Raw genomic sequence first — 18,068 nt, 5'->3', positions numbered from 1 at the left:
TTTAAAACCTCCCCCTTCATAATGATCATTCGAGATGGATCACGACCCTTTTTCCATCAATTTCTTGCTAGATAACGTTCCAGTTCAACAACCATTGCCCCCATCTTCGGTTTACTCGGGTGAAAAGTATTAGATACGCCATAATGCTTCAGTGATTGAGCTGTTACTTTTCCTACTGCAACCGCCAAAACATGACGATTAAAAGCCGTGGTTATATCTTCCGTCGCCTGTTCTGTTTGGAAAAGATTTTTCACCTGTGTCTTACTGGTAAAAATAACTGCGTCCACGGTATGATTACAGATTACTTGCTTTAATTTATTTAACGTATCCTGATTGGGTTCTTTATAACGATATGGTTTTGACAAATAAGTGCGATAGCCAAGCGCTTCAACACCAGTCTTTATCTGGACATCATCTTGATTATATGCTTGTAAAAATAGCGTTTTCCCCTCTCCATCCCCCTCTAATGCCAGTGCAGATAATAAATTTTTCATCGTGCCATCCTTAGCTACCAATGATGCGGATAAAGAATGCTTTTTCAACCACATTAATGTTTTACTACCGCGAATTACCAATCTCGTATCCGCCAATTTCTGAATAAACTCAGGGAGTTTGTTCATTTCTGCTGCTGCCTTTTCCAGTGTTTCAGCACCAATCCCTGTTGTTAAAAGGGCAATATCATAGGGGTTATCAATAAATTCTACAACATCCTGTTCACTTACATTTGTATTTAAAATTTGCTCCCCCTGAATAGAATAGATGCGCGACGCTCCACCATGTTTTTCAATCAATGTAGCAATAACATCTGCTTTACGCGCGGCAGCAATACCAATCTTCTTCCCATTCAAACCGCTCATCCTACACGATCCTTTCCCGAGAGCTTCTCCAGCCACGCTATCGTCTTTGTTTGTTTTTGTTCGTCCATAAAACTTTCAGCCAGTAACTCCTTCAACAGGAGTGATTGCGTACTTTTATCTAACAAAGAATGTTTAATCAACTTTCGACTTTCATTTAAAAAATCTACATAATCCCCATAGTTCTCATCGTAAACCGTATGCAAATTATCCTTTATTTTTGCTGCAAGCATTGGGCTGGCACCATCCGTTGATATACTAATAGATAACTTTCCTTGTTTAAAATGGGCTGGGAAATGAATATTTCCTTTTTCAGCTTGTGCAGCCACGTTTAATAGCGCATCTTGAGGGCTATGATGGACAACCAATTCATTCACTGTTGGATCATTCGTTGCTGCAATGATCAAAAATGCATCAGCAAGATCTACTGCTTCAAAGCGTTTCTTCTTCCATGTTAATTGCGCTGTTTGCCAAAGCTTTTGTATCCCTTCACCAATTGTCGGACTAATCACTGTCAGCAATCCGCCGTTTTCTAACAAAGAACGAATTCTGCGCTCAGCGATACTTCCTCCACCAACAATCACAATGTTTTTCTTATCTAAATCTATCATCAAAGGTGTAACAATCTCACTCACATCCTTACATCGTTATTGCTTCAGCCATTTCAAATGATTCATAGACACGCTCTTTCAGTGCCTGCTTCATCACAGGATGATCTCCCAGTTGCTGACACAAGACTACGCTCCTATTTGGTTTCACCAATTCACTAATTGTTCTATCGATAGAGCGCATCAGAATACCCGTAAACCATAAATAAGGAACAACGATTAGATTGGCGTAATTCGCTTCTAATGATGATTGCAACTTTTCGTCAAAAGAAGGCCCACACGCAGCCAAGTAACACACTTCCACATGCGCCGTTTGCAGTACACGTTGTAATTTGTTCCCAATCATCTCGATATCTTTCTTTGTTTGTGGATTGCGGCTACCCCTTCCAACCAATAGTATCTTCGTTGCAGGGCCAATCGATATCTGCGTTTCCGCGATTCGCTCGGTCAAAACGTCAATAAACCGATCCTGTACACCTAATGGCTGCCCATAGGTAAATGTGATAAATGGATATTGCTTCTCCGCAACTGCAACTTTATCTGGAATATCCTTGTAATAATGGCCGGCAGATAAAAGCAGAACCGGGACAATTGCTATTCTTGATGCACCTTGGCATACAAGTCTCTCAATTCCTTGCTCCACACTGGGGCTGGCCAGTTCAAGAAAACAAATCTCCTGAAGACCAACAGCAACATCCGCTTTCACGGAAGCAATACAACCCATTGCTTCCGCTGCTGCTTCCGAAACCCGACTGCCATGACTAACATATAGTACACCTTGCATTCCCTTATCCCTCCAATCATCCAATGGCGGATGGTACAGCGAAATCTGGTTCTACAGATAGCTGTTCAAACCATTGAATCTGCTCTCTTAATCGTACAACTTCACCAACAATAATCATGGCTGGGTTTTGGATGTGACTTGCCTTCTCCACAATATTCTCCAATGTTCCTGTTACTGTTTCTTGTCTATTCGTTGTACCGGAGTGCACCAATGCAATTGGCGTAGTTGCTTCACGACCATAATGGATAAGCTTTTCACAAATAAATGGCAGATTTTTAACCCCCATATAAATACAAAGTGTATCAATACCTTGCGCAAGGTGTTCCCAATACTTTTCTGTATCTTTGGTGCGTATACTCACTCCCGAAATAAATGTAACAGAAGAGCTATAATCTCGATGGGTCAAAGGTATACCAGCATAGGCCGGGGCAGCAGAGCCGGATGTAATACCTGGGACAATTTCAAAAGTAATGTCATTTGCCCTTAAATAGGCTGCCTCTTCTCCACCTCTTCCAAAAATAAACGGATCCCCGCCTTTTAACCTTGTGATAACTTTCCCTTTGTTTGCATATTGAAATAACAAGCTGTTTATCGCTTCCTGTGTGAGTGAATGATGATTAGGGCGTTTCCCACAATAAATCAATTTCACCTCTTTAGGGGCATATGCCAGTAATTCTTTATTGACTAAACGATCATATAAAACAACGTCTGACTTTTGGAGTGCTTTTATCCCCTTTACAGTAATCAAATCCGGATCGCCTGGACCAGCTCCTACCAAATAAACCTTTCCCATCATGTCACCCCTTTCTTTTATTTAGGCCTTGACCGTGTCCGCTTTGTGAAAATCAAGTCCTGATTTGACCGCTTCCACATAACCTGCGCGAACAACGTAATCACCGAAGTGTTCTCCCTCGTGTCGGTCTTTTGCATATTGAAATAGCATTGGTCGAAGACTTTCTAAAATCTCTGCTTCATCAATATTTTCCCGGTAAAGGCGATTCAATCGGTCTCCAATAAAGCCACCACCAAGATACATATTATATTTTCCAGGTGCTTTGCCTATGAAGGCAATTTCCGCCAATGCAGGGCGTGAACAACCATTTGGACAGCCTGACATACGGATCACAATTTCCTCTTCACGCAGTCCAGCCTCATCCAGAATCCCTTCGATTTTCTCTACAAGTGAAGGAAGATATCTCTCTGACTCAGCCATTGCCAATCCACATGTTGGAAATGCAACACATGCCATGGAATTTCTTTTTAATGCGGAATAATGCTTTCCTTCTGTCAATCCGTATTGTTCTACAAGTGCAATGATCTCTTGTTTCTTTTCAGGGGTCACATTTGAAATCACTAAATTCTGATTGGGGCTGAGACGGAAATCACCTGTATGAATCTTAGCAATCTCTCTTAACCCAGTCTGCAACGGGTAGCCAGCAAAATCTTTTACCCTACCATTTTGGATAAATAATGTCAGATGCCATTTACCGTCCCCTTCTACCCAACCATATCGATCTCCATTATGATCAAAATGGTAATCCCGTGCCGCCGTAAGCTCCCAGCCCAATCTTTCATTTAATTCTGCCTTAAACCAGTCAAGCCCTCTGGCATCAATCGTATATTTAAAACGGGCATTTTTCCGATTGGAACGATTACCATAATCACGTTGAATCGTAATTACTTTTTCAGCAACTTCAATGATTTTATCCGACGTACAGAAGCCAATCACCCGAGAAACCTGCGGGTATGTGGCTGTATCACCATGGGTCATCCCCATGCCGCCACCGACAGCAACATTAAACCCTTTTAGTTTCCCTTTCTCTAAAATGGCGATAAATCCAAGATCCTGCGAAAAAATATCCACATCGTTAGAAGGCGGCACCGCGATACCGATTTTAAACTTACGCGGTAAATAATAACGGCCATACATTGGCTCAATTTCTTCCGGCTTCCGACTGTCCACAACTTTCTCATCATCCAGCCAGATTTCATGGTATGCATTCGTCTGTGGAGATAAGTAGTCACTCAATTTTGCCGACAGGTTATAAACTTCTGAATGAATTTCGGATTGATATGGGTTCGCATTACACATCACATTCCTGTTTACATCACCACAAGCAGCAAGTGTATCCATCAACGAGCCATTAATTTCCCGCATCGTTTTCTTAAGGTCCCACTTCAAGATGCCATGCATTTGAAAAGCTTGGCGGGTTGTTAATTTCAATGTGCCGTTCCCATATTTTTGCGAAAGATCATCCATGGTTAACCATTGCTCCGGTGTAGCTACACCACCAGGCGCACGCACACGTAACATGAATTGGTAAGCCGGCTCCAACTTTTTCCTCCGCCGTTCATCACGTAAATCTCTGTCATCTTGTTGATAGCTCCCATGAAACTTCAATAGCTTCGTATCATCATCACTAATTGCCCCTGTTATCCGATCCGCAAGCCCTTCCTCAATCGTACCGCGTAAGTAATTACTATCTTCTTTAATTCGCTCTAGATCACTTGGCGGTCCATCCTGTTGGAAAGCATCATTTTTCGTCATGATCAAACTCCTTTCTAATTTGTGAACTTAATAAATATCACGCTGATATTGTTTTTGTTTTAGCATATCTTTTAAATGATTCTCAGCTTCTTCCTTACTCATGGAACCCTCTTCCTCCAGAATCTGAAGCAATGTCTGATGGACATCCTTTGCCATGCCTTTTTCATCCCCGCATATATACACATTTGCTCCTTCTTTAATCCATTGATAGAGCTCTTTACGCTTTTCAAGCATCAGATGCTGTACATATACCTTTTCCTCAGCATCGCGGGAAAAAGCGACATCCATTCTTGATAAAACACCTTCCTTAAGCCAATTTTGCCATTCCACTTGATAAAGAAAATCTGTGGAAAAGTGCTGGTCCCCGAAGAATAGCCATGTTTTCCCCTTTAGTTCAAGCTCTTCTCGTTCCTCCATCAGTGCTCTAAACGGGGCAACTCCTGTACCAGGTCCAATCATAATGACTGGTTTGTCAGCATCATTAGGAAATTTAAAATTTGGGTTACGCTGAATATAAATCGGTAATAAATTCCCGGATTGCGCGCGTTCTGCCGATTGGCCAGAACATACCCCTGTTCGATCACGTCCGTGCGCATTATATCTAACTGTTCCAATGGTCAAATGAACCTCATCCGGATTTGCTTTATGACTACTTGTTATTGAATAGAGGCGAGCTGGAATTTTTCTAAGTATCTGTACAAATTCTCCTGGGGTTAGCTCACCTGGAGGATAGTCCTTGACCAAATCAAGTAAATCCCTGCCATCCATATAGGCTTTTAACGCTTCCGCTTGCACTGGATCTACAAGTTCACTTAACGCTTCATTCCCAAAAATATCTGCCGCCTTTTCCATTAAGGGCTTCGTCAACACGGTAATTTCTAAATTGGTAAGCAGTGCATCATTGATGGAACGCATATCACCTTTTTTATTAACTGGAACGGATTCTTCCGGGTCCCAATTCATTTCCTTCATCAATTCCTCAACCAGTTTTGGGTCATTTTCGGGTATGATTCCCACACTGTCCCCTGGTTCGAACGCAAGATTAGATCCTTCCAGTGAAAGTTCAAGATGACGCGTTTCCTTATTTGACCCCGCTCCATTCAAGTTCAGATTCTCCAGAATTTCTGCCTTAAATGGATTGGTTCTTGAATAGGCTGGTAATTCAGCGTTTAATATACCAGTTTGCATTTGCCCATTCCCCGGAATAGCAAGTTGCGCCTCCGGTTGTTCATTTTTGACAATTTCAGCTAATACACCATCCATCCATTCTTCAGCAGATTCATCGAAATCAACATCGCAGTCGACCCTTGGGAATAGCCTTTCTCCACCTAATTCCTCCAGCCGTTTGTCAAAGTCTTTGCCAGTTTGACAGAAGAACTCATAAGACTGATCTCCCAAAGATAATACCGAAAAACGTAGGTCCTTTAATTTCGGTGCCTTCCGTCCATGTAAAAATTCATGGAAAGATATAGCATTATCCGGTGGATCCCCTTCCCCATGAGTAGCTGTTACAATCAGCAAATCTTGGACATTTTTTAATTTGTTCGCCTTGAAATCATCAAGTGCTGAACTCGTTACTTTTAAGCCCCGTGCTTCCAGCTTCTTCACGAGTTCCTCTGCAAGCAGCTGACCATTATTTGTCTCTGATCCAAACAGGACCGTCACTTCTCTTGCAGCAGGCTGCGATGTGTTTTGGGAGATTGCGTCATTATTTAGTGGAACAGCAGTTGACGCTGATTGCGATGCCGTTACCTGGTTCGCTGCCAGATAGCCGCTTAACCATATTTTCTGCGTTTCTGTCAATGTTGGCAGTAAGCGTTGTAAATGCTCTATCTGCGCTTGATTAAAAGGACTATTCATTACTTGTAAATCCAAAAGCTATCCACCTCACAAAGAAAATTTTCAAATTGATAATGATTGTCATGGTTTATTAAGTATATTATTCATAGCTATTTACTATGAATTTAGGTAAAAAAATATAATTAAAAAAAATTAAAGTCTAATTAGCGCTATTACCAGAAGTGTGCAAGCCACATTCTGTTTTATTTACTCCTGCCCATCTGCCTGCACGCAGATCCTCTGAATCTGTTACTTTAGCAGTACATGGAATACAGCCAATACTCGGATAACCTTGATCATGCAATTCATTGTATGGCAAATCCTTTGCATTGATATATGCCCACACATCATCCCAGGTCCAATGGATCAATGGACAAACTTTAATAGATTTAAAACGTTCATCTTTATTAATAAAATCTGTATTTTTTCTGCTAGCTGACTGTTCTCTACGTAGACCAGAAACCCAAGCTGGTACACCATCCAATACTTCTTCAAGTGGTTTTATCTTTCGAATATAACAACATTGATCAGGCTGCCGTTTCCATAGTGCAGAACCATATGCATCAGCCTGTTCTTCCAATGTTAGATCAGGCTTTTTTAACTGAATACGGAGTTTTGGATATTTTGCTTTTACTTTGTCAATCAGATCATAAGTTTCCTGAAAATGAATCTCTGTATCTAAGAAGACAATCGTTGCATCCTCTTTCACTTTGGAAATTAAATCTATTAAAATAATACCTTCCGCTCCGAAGCTACAAGAGTAAACAACAGAATCACCATATGACGCATAAGCCCATTGCAAAATATCCACAGCACCTTTTAGCTCATCAGTTGGATTGAAATCCTTAAAAGGATCTCCAGTAAATTGCTGATAGGTAATGACATCAGTTCCCACATTGATCCCTCCTTGTAAGTTGCACTTATACAGTTAGGAAAGTTTTATACTTTCCTAACTGCAAAAAAATCCCCTTCCAGTTATAAGAAGAGGGTTCACTAAATAAAAGACATAACCGCACGCTCCTTATCTATCGGACTTTTTATCCAGTAGGAATTGGCACAGTGTTGAATTTAACCTGTTGCCGAGGTTTCATAGGGCCTTTCCCTCCACCTCTCTTGATAAGAAAAAAACTATAGTTGACTAACTTGATATGAATTCTATACTATATAATCACTTAGGTCAACACCTTTTCCAGAAAAAGCTAATTATTTTATATTCTTTACAAAATGCGCTTTCTTTAATTTTGTTGTTTTTAATTCTCGCAGTTTATAGAAACTACGATGAAAGAAAGATATCGCTCCGGAAATACACTACGCTTTCCGCGGGCTCGCGATGAGCCTCCTCGATCGCAAAGAACGCTCACTGTGGGGTCTCATCGTCTTCGCTTTCCCGCTGGAGTCTCCTTGTATTTCCTTCGCTGGTATTGTGCTTTAAAACTTCGTAATAATTATTGATTCAAATACATATTAACTATCCACTTTTATGATGGTTGATTGGAGCGAAGGGTAGTCGACTCAGTGGGAAAAGCGCCTGACAAAAAGGATCTGTTATACGCAAAAAATTCACGATAAAAACTGCTGGGATACATACGTCCAGCAGTTTGTTTTCTAATTGCTATGAAGAAAATATTAGTCTTCTTTCCCTTGATATTTTTCTTTCAAATCTTCCACAACAGCGGGGTCTTCGAGTGTGGAGGTATCACCGACGACACGACCCTCTGCAATATCGCGAAGCAGGCGACGCATAATTTTGGCACTACTTGTTTTTGGTAACCCCGCAGTAAAAATAACCTCTTCCGGCCGTGCCATTTTACCGATCTGTTTCACAACTTCCTGCTTCACTTCATCTTTCATTTCTTCCGTTCCTTTGATGCCTTCTTTGAGTGTTACAAATGCCGTAAGCGCCTGACCTTTCACAACATGGGAACGACCAATCACTGCAGCTTCCGCCACGGATTGATGACTAACGATCGCACTTTCCAACTCCATCGTTCCTAATCGATGCCCACTGACATTCACAACGTCATCATCACGACCCAGTACCCAGAAATAACCATCTTCATCTTTATGAGCAACATCCCCGGAAGTATAAACACCTTTATAATCACCGTAATAAGAGTTTTGGAAACGTTCATCATCACCCCAGACGGTCCGGAGCATCGATGGCCATGGACTTTTTATCACAAGGGAACCACCATTACCAGGTGCCACTGAATTACCATTTTTATCAAGAATATCTGCATTGATACCAGGTGTTGGTTTCGTTGCCGATCCTGGTTTTGTTGTGGTAATTCCCGGCAATGGAGCGATTAAAATCGAACCATTCTCCGTTTGCCACCATGTATCAACAATCGGACATTTTTCCTTACCAATATATTTATGGTACCACATCCATGCTTCCGGATTGATCGGCTCACCAACGCTGCCAATCAAACGCAAGCTGCTAAGATCGTGTTTCTCCGTATGTTCCGGTCCCCATTTCATAAACATACGAATCGATGTTGGTGCCGTATAAAAAATGCTGACACCGTATTTCTCCACCACATTCCAGAACTGATCCCGTTCCGGATAATTAGGCACACCTTCATACATCAGTGTTGTTGCTCCTTGCGAAAGTGGGCCATACACGACATAAGAGTGGCCAGTTACCCAACCAATGTCCGCAGTACACCAAAAGACATCTTCCTCTTTTATATCAAAAACACTACGAACCGAATGATTGACGCTTGTTAAATAACCACCGGTCGTATGGACTATCCCCTTCGGCTTTCCAGTTGTTCCGGATGTGTAAAGAATATATAAAATATCCTCGGAATCCATTTCCTCGTTCGGAACTGGATTTGCCGGCATTTTATCCTTTAACGTGCCCCAATCTACGTCAAAATCCGGGTTCCATGATGTATTTGATTCCTTGCCGATATTTCCCACAACAAGCATCTTTTCCACATTTGTATCTTTCACTGCTTTATCAGCGTTATCTTTTAACGGAATAATTTTCCCACCACGTAAACTACCATCTGCTGTAATCAAAAGCTTTGCATCGGTGTCAGACATACGATCATTTAAAGCCTTCGCAGAGTACGCCGCGAATACTACGGTATGAATCGCACCAATCTTAGCACAAGCTAACATAGAAATCGGCAATTCAGGTATCATCGGTAAATAAATCGCTACCCGGTCGCCTCTTTTAATACCAAGTTCCATTAACATATGGGCTGTTTTATCAACTTCACGTCCAAGCATGTCGTACGTATAAATTTTATTATTTCCCTTTTCACCTTCCCAAATAATCGCAGCCTTGTTTTTGCGTGGTCCTTCTCGATGACGATCAACGCAATTATAAGCGGCATTTAGCTTTCCACCTGTAAACCATTTTGCGTGTGGGGGATCCCAATCCAGGACCTTATCATAAGATTTAAACCAGCTTAATTTCTGTGCTTGTTCAGACCAATACCCCTCTGGGTCTGCCTCCGCCCGTTTATAAACATCGGGATCATTAAAGTTTGCTTTGGCTTTAAATTCTTCTGGTGGTGCAAAAGTTCGGTTTTCTTTTAATAATGTATTTAAATTTTCTTCTGCTGACAAATTCAAAACTCCTCTCCAATGATTTGTAAGCGCTTAATATAAGCGTATTACAAAATACGTTCCACATGCAAACAAATCGAACTAATTGAGTCAATATTTCATTTAACGCTAATATTTAGAAGTTCATAACTGTACCCGAAAACAACCTAGTGGAACATACCGGAAGTTCTTTCCAGCACAAATATTTGAGTCAATTTCGTCACTTGAAAATCTGTGTGTAAATCTGAACTATTTGGGTGTGTGCTAAATCGTTGATTTCCACTGCAGCCACCCACAGAAAGCGAGTGTATTCCATTTGCCTTAATCGAAGATAATATTTTATCTTCACACCTTTTACAAACATACATTTTTTCATTTCAAAGGTCTGGAAAAGGTTTGTGAAAAGTTACATTAAATAGAAAAGCGTTCCCCCTCAACCGGAGAACGCTTTTCTTATTTCTCTATTTATTATTTCAAACCTGTTATTTATTTTCCACTTCCACAACCGGCTTCTTCCACAATCCAAGGAAAATTGCCGCCACAACCGTTCCGATTGCAAGCGATAGAAGGAATAATAGCGGATGCACTGCTAATGGAATAACAAAAATACCTCCATGTGGAGCCGGAATCGCACTATTCCAAAACTGGGTTAATCCGCCGGCAATTGCTGCTCCTAAAACGGAAGAACCGATAACTCTTAGCGGATCAGCAGCCGCAAACGGAATCGCACCCTCAGTAATAAATGAAATTCCCATCACATAGTTTGTTATACCTGACTTACGCTCATCTTTATCAAATTTACTTTTGAAGAAGGTTGAAGCCAATGCAATCGCAAGCGGTGGTACCATTCCACCAGCCATCACTGCCGCCATCAGACTTCCATCACCAGTGTCAGTGAAAATACCAATCGAAAAGGCATAGGCTGCTTTATTGAATGGTCCGCCCATATCGATTGCCATCATACCACCAAGCAGTACACCCACAATCACGGCATTTCCTGTTCCAAGCCCTTCTAAAAAGTTAACCATTCCCGCATTGATGCCCGCAAAGATTGGCCCAAAGATAAAGTACATGAGAAGACCTGTCAAAAACAGACCAAGTACAGGATAAAGTAGGATTGGTTTTAACCCATCCAACGATTTAGGCAGACCACGTAAAAGCCGTTTTAATAGGACAACGACATAACCGGCCAGGAAACCGGCAACCAAACCACCGATAAAACCAGCGTCACTATTGACTGCAATTAAACCACCAACCATACCAGGCATTAAACCAGGCCGATCGGCAATGCTCATTGCAATAAAACCAGCAAAAATCGGGATTAGAAAGTAAAATGCGTTTCCTCCAACTTCATTAAGAAAGATAAATATTTCACTGTCCTTACCTAAGAAGCTTTCAATTAGGAACGAAATTGCCATGAGAATCCCGCCACCAATAACAAACGGCAGCATATGAGAGATACCATTCATCAGGTCATTATAAATCGTGTTCCAAACAGATTTCTTTTCTCCATCCTGTTCCTCACTATTACTTTCATTACTTTGTTCCGCATGATAGATCGGCGCATCCCGATTGATTGCTCTTGTAATTAATTCATCCGTCTTTTTAATACCATCGGCAACCGGTCTTTCTAGGACAGATTTTCCATTAAAGCGTGCCATTTCAACTTTTTTACTCGCTGCAACGATGACCCCATCCGCTCTTTTGATTTCATCTGCTGTCAGACGATTTTTGGCTCCATCTGAACCATTGGTCTCCACGCGTATATCGACATTCATTTCCGCTGCCTTTTTCTTTAAGGCGTCTTCTGCCATATAGGTATGCGCAATTCCCGTCGGACAAGCCGTAACTGCTACAACGAATGGTTTTTCTGCCGAGTCAACAGCTTTCGTTTCATCCGATGCTTCTGTTTCCTTTTCTTTTTCCGCATCTTCCACTGTTTGATCAAACAGTGCATGAACTGCTTCAGCTGTATTTGCCTTACCTAATTGCTGAACAAAATCCGGATCAATTAACTTTCTGGATAACGCCGCCAGCGTTTGTAAATGTGTATCATTTCCACCTTCTGGAACTGCAATCATAAAGAAGTAAAAGGCAGGTTGACCATCAAGCGAATCATAGTTCACACCTTGCTTACTCTTTGCGAAAAGAACTGTCGGCTGATTAACAGCCCCCGTTTTCGCATGTGGCATCGCAATCCCATCACCAAGTCCCGTTGATGATTGTGCCTCTCTGTTTAAAATAGCTTCTTTAAATTGTTCCGCATTATTGAGAACACCGTGTTGATTCAGGCTAGCAATCATTTCATCAATCGCAGGCTCTTTTTCCGTTGCCTGCATGTCCAAGATCATTATATCTTGTCTTAAAAGATCCGTTATTTTCAAGGTAATCATCCTTTATTAGAAAATTTGACATACGCCAAGCTTTTGGGCGTATGCTTAGTTGCACATATACAGTAGGAAAGTAATTATGCTTTCTTAACTGCTAACAGTGTGTTGTTAATGTTAAAGGGAAGTAACTTCCACTTCGTCAAGCAATGTAAGGATGGCATCTTTATTAGCTAAATCACTGGAAAAGGCTGTTGCACTACCAGAAGCGAGCCCCATTTTAAAGCTCTGTACAGCATCTTTGGTCCGCATATATTCACCAATGAATCCAGCAATCATTGAATCACCTGCACCTACTGAATTCTTAACCATTCCTTTTGGACTTACGCCCTGATATGTCCCTGTTTCTGTGAACAATAATGCCCCCTCGTCAGCCATCGAAACAATCGCATGAGCAGCACCTAGCTCCAATAATTTAGCTCCATATTGCAGAACCGCTTGTTTACTGTTGATTTCCACACCAAATAATTCCGCTAATTCCGCTTTATTTGGTTTTACGAGTAAAGGCTTGTAGGGTAATGCCGCTTGTAGGTCCTTACCTGTCGTATCAATGACAAACGCTGCATTGGAATCAGCAACCTTTTCAATCAAGCTGTTGTAATAATCAGCGGGAAGAGATGGTGGCTTACTTCCCGATAATACGAGGATATTATCGCCACTTGCAATGTGATCGATTTGCCTCAACAGCGCCTCCGACTCTTTCTTCGATATGGTTGGTCCGAGACCGTTAATTTCTGTTTCTACCTCTGATTTTAATTTAATATTAATTCTTGTATCGTCTTGAATCGGGACAAAGTCGGTATTAATACCATCCTTGTGTAGCCAATTCGCAATAAACTCACCAGTAAAACCACCTAAAAATCCGAGTGCTGTTGTATCAATATTGAGTTCATGCAATATACGCGATACATTAATACCTTTTCCACCTGGCAGTTTCAGATCGTCTTTCATTTTATTCAGGTTGCCAAGTTCCAGTTGCTTCACTTGTACAATGTAATCGATCGATGGGTTTAAGGTAACCGTATAAATCATTGCTTCGCCTCCAAAATTGTCGTATTTTCGATGTTCGATATCAAATTTCCTTCGACTTTATCTGTCACAATCGTTACTTCTTCTATTCCACATACTTTTACAAAATGAACCTGATTCCATTTTGAATGATCTGCTAAAACGTATGCTGTTGCTGCATGTTGCTGTGCGATTTCCTTTAATGCCGCTTCTTCCGGATCCGGCGTAGTACAGCCATATTCCGGATCAATGCCATTCATCCCGATAAAGGACTTATTAAAACGGTAATTCCTTAGTTCGCGCTGACTAGTTGCGCCAACAATCGCTTTTGTGGAAGACTTTACTTTTCCACCAACAAGCACAGTGTGAATGTTTTTATCTGCAAGTAATGAGGCATGTAAAATACCATTTGTTACTACAGTAATATCCATCGCATTTATAAATTCAATCATTGTATATGTCGTTGTTCCCGCATCCAAGTAAATAACATCATTATTGTCAATGAGAGAAGCAGCTAATCTGCCAATTGCATTTTTCTCCTGAACACTTTTGGATGATTTTTCATGAACAGATAACTCGTCATTCAATTGATACATTCTTTTTGCCCCACCATGAATACGCTTTAATTTACCCCCTGCTTCTAATTGCTGCAGATCCCTTCTGATGGTGGATTCAGAACTATTAAGCACTGTAATCAATGCTTGTGTTTTTACGATGTTATGTTGTTTTAATTGATCCAATATGAATGCATGTCTTTCTTCCGTTAACATACTCATCCCCCTAACCAGTATAATACCACCAAAAACAGTCAAAAACAATCAATTAAATGCCACTTTTACATTCTACTTATGCAAAAAAAACGGTTCAATAGCGATTAATTTGTAGTGGTGCTATAATTAATATTTAGCTGATTATCGTTTAACAATAATAGATAGACATACAATATATATGGTTTGATTCCGCTAACTTGAACAGACAGGAGTGCTATTGAAATGAAAGAAGTTAAATCGCCAAAGAAACCACTGATCTACTATGCTTTACTGGCTGTACTAATCTTATTAGTATTAAATGCGCTTATCGTACCAATCTTTGACAAGCAACAAGTAAAAGAAGTTGATTATGGAAAATTCCTGACAATGGTTGAAGATGGGCAAGTTAACGAAGTAGAAATTAAAGAAACACAAATTTCCTTTACCGCAAAAGGAGATGAAAAAACAACCTATGAAACAGGCAGGGTTGAGGATAGTGAACTCGTTGACCGCCTATACAATGCGGATGTGAAGTTTACCCAGGATATACCAAAAGAAAACTCGCCATTATTGAATTTCTTCCTGTTTTGGATCCTCCCTATTCTAATCTTCATCATTATTGGTCAGTTTATCTTCCGTAGCATGCAGAAGAAAATGGGTGGCGGCAATGCAATGAAATTCGGAAAAAGTAAGGCGAAGGTATATGTCGAAGCTGAATCAGGCAAAAGATTTTCTGATGTAGCTGGTCAAGATGAAGCAAAAGCAGCATTGACTGAAATCGTCGACTTTCTTCATAGTCCGGATAAATATAAAGAAATGGGTGCTAAACTACCAAAAGGAGCACTGCTTGTAGGACCACCTGGAACAGGAAAAACCCTGCTTGCCAGAGCCGTTGCCGGCGAAGCAAAGGTACCATTCTTTTCCATATCTGGATCTGAGTTTGTTGAAATGTTTGTTGGTATGGGAGCGGCCCGTGTCCGTGACTTGTTCAAGCAGGCACAAGAAAAAGCACCATGTATCGTCTTTATCGATGAGATTGATGCCATCGGGAAAAAACGTGATAATGGGATGCAAAGCAACGATGAACGTGAACAGACGCTCAATCAATTGTTAACAGAAATGGATGGATTTGACAGTAGTAAAGGGGTTGTCATTCTTGCTGCAACCAACAGACCGGAAATATTAGATAAAGCACTGCTAAGACCTGGTAGGTTAGACCGCCGCATCCCAGCAGAACTGCCTGACATCAGGGGGCGTGAAGAGATTCTTAAAGTGCATTCGAAAGGCCTGAAAGTAGAAGAAGATGTGAACTTCCACACGATTGCCAGATCGACAGCAGGTGCATCAGGTGCCGACATCGCCAATATTGCGAACGAAGCGGCGATCCGCGCGGTTAAATTCGATAGAAAAAAAGTAAATCAATCCGACTATATGGAAGCTGTCGAAACGATTATTGCCGGGTATCAACGTACAAACGCAGTGATATCAACACGAGAGAAATTAATCATTTCCTATCATGAAATCGGTCACGCTTTAGTCGCTGCAAAACAGAAACATTCAGCACCAGTTGAAAAGATAACGATTATCCCCCGAACATCCGGTGCACTTGGCTACACAATGCAAGTCGATGAGGAGGAAAAAGTTTTACTTTCTAAAGAAGAGTTATTTAATAAATTGACCACCCTCTCAGGTGGTAGAGCTGCTGAGGAAGTTATCTTTCAATCGATAACAACTGGCGCCTCCAATGATATTGAACAAATCACTAAAATAGCCAGGTCCATGGTGACCCGTTACGGTATGAACGACACTTTCGGTATGATGGCGCTGGAAACGCAGTCCAATCCATACCTTGGCGGTGACACTTCCTTAACAGCTTCTGCAGAATTTGCGGCCAAGGTCGATGTGGAAGTCAATAAGCTTGTAAAAGCAGCATATGATAAGGCAGAAAATATCCTCACAGAGCATATCGATAAGCTCCATGAGCTGGCCAAGTTCTTATTGGAAGAAGAAACAATTACAGGGGAAGAGTTTATGAAAATCCTAACGAGCAAGGAAATTAAAACATTTGAATCATAAAGTAAACCAGCATGACGTCTACAAAGTCATGCTGGTTTTTTATTGGTTGCTTATGGAAAATATTATCAAAAGAATATTCCCATACTGTATTTTTAGACCTATATTGCTCTTCTTTTGAAAATGCAATTGAACTTCCATTACATTATTTAGATTGTTGATTGGCCCTTTTTTTGTTTCAACAATTTTGCTATTAATGGAAATAAAAGGGATAATATAGTTAATATAGCAAGTATAATCGTTATAGGAGATGCAAATAACATCTCTATTGGAGAACCGTAAATAACCGTTGCGCGTTGGAGATTTTGCTCCATATCTCCTCCAACTATTAATGCTAGAATCATCGGTACTACGGGATAATTTAACACTCGTAATAAAAGACCAAATATGCCCGCAATAATTAATATGTAGAAATCAATCGTGCTATACCCCAGCGTATATGCACCAAGAAATGATAAGATAAGGACAATAGGATAGAGTACATTCGGTGGTGTTTTTAATACTTTTACGAGCATACCAACCATCATAATATTAATAACTACTAGTATAAGGTTTCCTATAAACATACTATTAATCAGCGTCCATACCATATCCGGGCTATTTTCAAACAGTAATGGCCCTGGTGTAACTCCAATCATTACAAGTGCCCCAAGCATAACTGCTGTAGTTCCCGATCCTGGAATCCCCATTGTTAACATCGGGATCATAGAGCCTACTGCTGAAGCACTATTTGCAGATTCTGGGGCAACAAGACCTTCTACAGCCCCTTTGCCAAATTCTTTCTTGTTTTTTGATATCTGCTTTTCTGTACTATAAGCCAATAAAGAGGCGATTGTTCCTCCTGATCCTGGTAATACACCTAGGAAAAATCCGATTGGACCACTACGTAGAATTGGCCCCAGCGACCGTTTCCATTGATCTTTCGTAAACCATTTACTACCAATATTTTTGTTACCTGTATCCATTTGTTTACTCTGATTTATCAGATTATAAAGTACTTCACCAATTGCATAGATCCCAATAATGATAATAATAAAATTAATACCATCTGTTAAGTGGGGTACGTCGAAAGTAAATCGATGAACGCCTGATTGTAAGTCAATCCCAACCGTACTAATACCCAGCCCAAGAAACATGGTCAGAAAACCTTTCACGACATTTCCTTGCGATAAGGTGACAACAGCAGATAATGCAAACAAAAAGAGTAATAGAAATTCTGCTGGGCCAAAATTTAATGCGAATTTAGCCAAAGGCAAGGCTAGAAATATAAATCCAAATATAGCTATTAATCCGCCTATGAGTGAAGCCATCGCAGCAATAGACATCGCCTGACCTGCCTGTCCTTTCTTCGTCATCGGATAACCGTCAAAAGCAGCCGCAATAGAAGAACCATCACCTGGCGTATTAATTAAGATAGAGCTTCTTGAACCACCAAATAAAGCACCATAATAAATCGCTGCCATTAAAATTAGTGCACTCACCGGTTCCATCCCAAAGGTCAACGGAATAAGAACAGCTACCCCAGTTGCCGCCCCCAAACCTGGTAATATACCTACAATTGTACCAAGTGCAGCACCAAACAATAACCACAACAAATTAACGGGCTGAAGCGCTGTCCATAAACCATCAAGTATTACACTTGTATCCATTTGAACCA

13 protein-coding genes and 1 riboswitch are annotated in these 18,068 nt (G+C 40.8%); of the genes, 1 reads left to right on the top strand and 12 read right to left on the bottom strand.

The features are described from left to right. Positions 1 to 56 precede the first annotated feature (56 nt). The 11 genes from JOC34_RS08190 to JOC34_RS08140 form a co-directional block, all read right to left on the bottom strand. Positions 57 to 857: a uroporphyrinogen-III synthase gene (locus tag JOC34_RS08190; RefSeq protein WP_205136261.1), complete on the bottom strand. Its 801-nt coding sequence runs from the start codon at positions 855 to 857 to the stop codon at positions 57 to 59. After that, entirely contained in the window at positions 854 to 1,489 is a 636-nt protein-coding gene (locus JOC34_RS08185) for an NAD(P)-binding protein (RefSeq protein WP_338062651.1), read from the bottom strand. The genes JOC34_RS08190 and JOC34_RS08185 overlap by 4 nt, the downstream gene beginning before the upstream one ends. A gap of 4 nt (positions 1,490 to 1,493) precedes the next feature. Next, positions 1,494 to 2,246, bottom strand: a complete 753-nt coding sequence (locus JOC34_RS08180) for a sirohydrochlorin chelatase (protein ID WP_205136260.1) — start codon at positions 2,244 to 2,246, stop codon at positions 1,494 to 1,496. Positions 2,247 to 2,262: 16 nt separating this feature from the next. Continuing rightward, positions 2,263 to 3,039 (bottom strand): uroporphyrinogen-III C-methyltransferase, encoded by a 777-nt coding sequence (gene cobA / locus JOC34_RS08175; protein ID WP_205136259.1) that lies wholly within the window; start codon positions 3,037 to 3,039, stop codon positions 2,263 to 2,265. Between the two features lie 21 nt (positions 3,040 to 3,060). Next, complete coding sequence (gene cysI, locus JOC34_RS08170) at positions 3,061 to 4,794, bottom strand: assimilatory sulfite reductase (NADPH) hemoprotein subunit (protein WP_205136258.1); 1,734 nt, start codon at positions 4,792 to 4,794, stop codon at positions 3,061 to 3,063. Positions 4,795 to 4,821: 27 nt separating this feature from the next. After that, positions 4,822 to 6,669: an assimilatory sulfite reductase (NADPH) flavoprotein subunit gene (locus JOC34_RS08165; protein ID WP_205136257.1), complete on the bottom strand. Its 1,848-nt coding sequence runs from the start codon at positions 6,667 to 6,669 to the stop codon at positions 4,822 to 4,824. Positions 6,670 to 6,793: 124 nt separating this feature from the next. After that, positions 6,794 to 7,528, bottom strand: a complete 735-nt coding sequence (locus JOC34_RS08160) for a phosphoadenylyl-sulfate reductase (RefSeq protein WP_205136256.1) — start codon at positions 7,526 to 7,528, stop codon at positions 6,794 to 6,796. Between the two features lie 123 nt (positions 7,529 to 7,651). Beyond that, positions 7,652 to 7,756: riboswitch (SAM riboswitch) on the bottom strand. A 503-nt stretch (positions 7,757 to 8,259) separates the two neighbouring features. After that, positions 8,260 to 10,215 carry an acetate--CoA ligase gene (gene acs / locus JOC34_RS08155; RefSeq protein WP_205136255.1) on the bottom strand — a complete coding sequence of 652 codons (1,956 nt, stop codon included), beginning with the start codon at positions 10,213 to 10,215 and terminating at the stop codon, positions 8,260 to 8,262. Between the two features lie 461 nt (positions 10,216 to 10,676). Continuing rightward, the gene (locus tag JOC34_RS08150; RefSeq protein WP_205136254.1) at positions 10,677 to 12,578 is read right to left on the bottom strand and encodes a PTS fructose transporter subunit IIABC; all 1,902 of its coding nucleotides are present in this window, start codon (positions 12,576 to 12,578) and stop codon (positions 10,677 to 10,679) included. A gap of 120 nt (positions 12,579 to 12,698) precedes the next feature. Further along, a complete protein-coding gene (pfkB, locus tag JOC34_RS08145) occupies positions 12,699 to 13,613 on the bottom strand; it encodes a 1-phosphofructokinase (RefSeq protein WP_205136253.1) in 915 nt (304 codons plus the stop codon). After that, complete coding sequence (locus tag JOC34_RS08140) at positions 13,610 to 14,359, bottom strand: DeoR/GlpR family DNA-binding transcription regulator (protein WP_205136252.1); 750 nt, start codon at positions 14,357 to 14,359, stop codon at positions 13,610 to 13,612. Before JOC34_RS08140 ends, pfkB begins: the two co-directional genes overlap by 4 nt. A gap of 222 nt (positions 14,360 to 14,581) precedes the next feature. Between JOC34_RS08140 and ftsH the strand changes: the two genes are divergently transcribed. Then, the gene (ftsH, locus tag JOC34_RS08135) at positions 14,582 to 16,414 is read left to right on the top strand and encodes an ATP-dependent zinc metalloprotease FtsH (protein WP_205136251.1); all 1,833 of its coding nucleotides are present in this window, start codon (positions 14,582 to 14,584) and stop codon (positions 16,412 to 16,414) included. Between the two features lie 146 nt (positions 16,415 to 16,560). On the opposite strand, the gene JOC34_RS08130 is transcribed toward ftsH, so the two are convergent. Further along, positions 16,561 to 18,060, bottom strand: a complete 1,500-nt coding sequence (locus tag JOC34_RS08130; RefSeq protein WP_205136250.1) for a tripartite tricarboxylate transporter permease — start codon at positions 18,058 to 18,060, stop codon at positions 16,561 to 16,563. Positions 18,061 to 18,068 lie beyond the last annotated feature (8 nt).

Origin of the sequence: Virgibacillus halotolerans (assembly GCF_016908515.1) — a bacterium.
Taxonomy (GTDB): domain Bacteria; phylum Bacillota; class Bacilli; order Bacillales; family Amphibacillaceae; genus Virgibacillus_M; species Virgibacillus_M halotolerans.
This window is presented reverse-complemented; position numbering and strand designations above follow the sequence as displayed.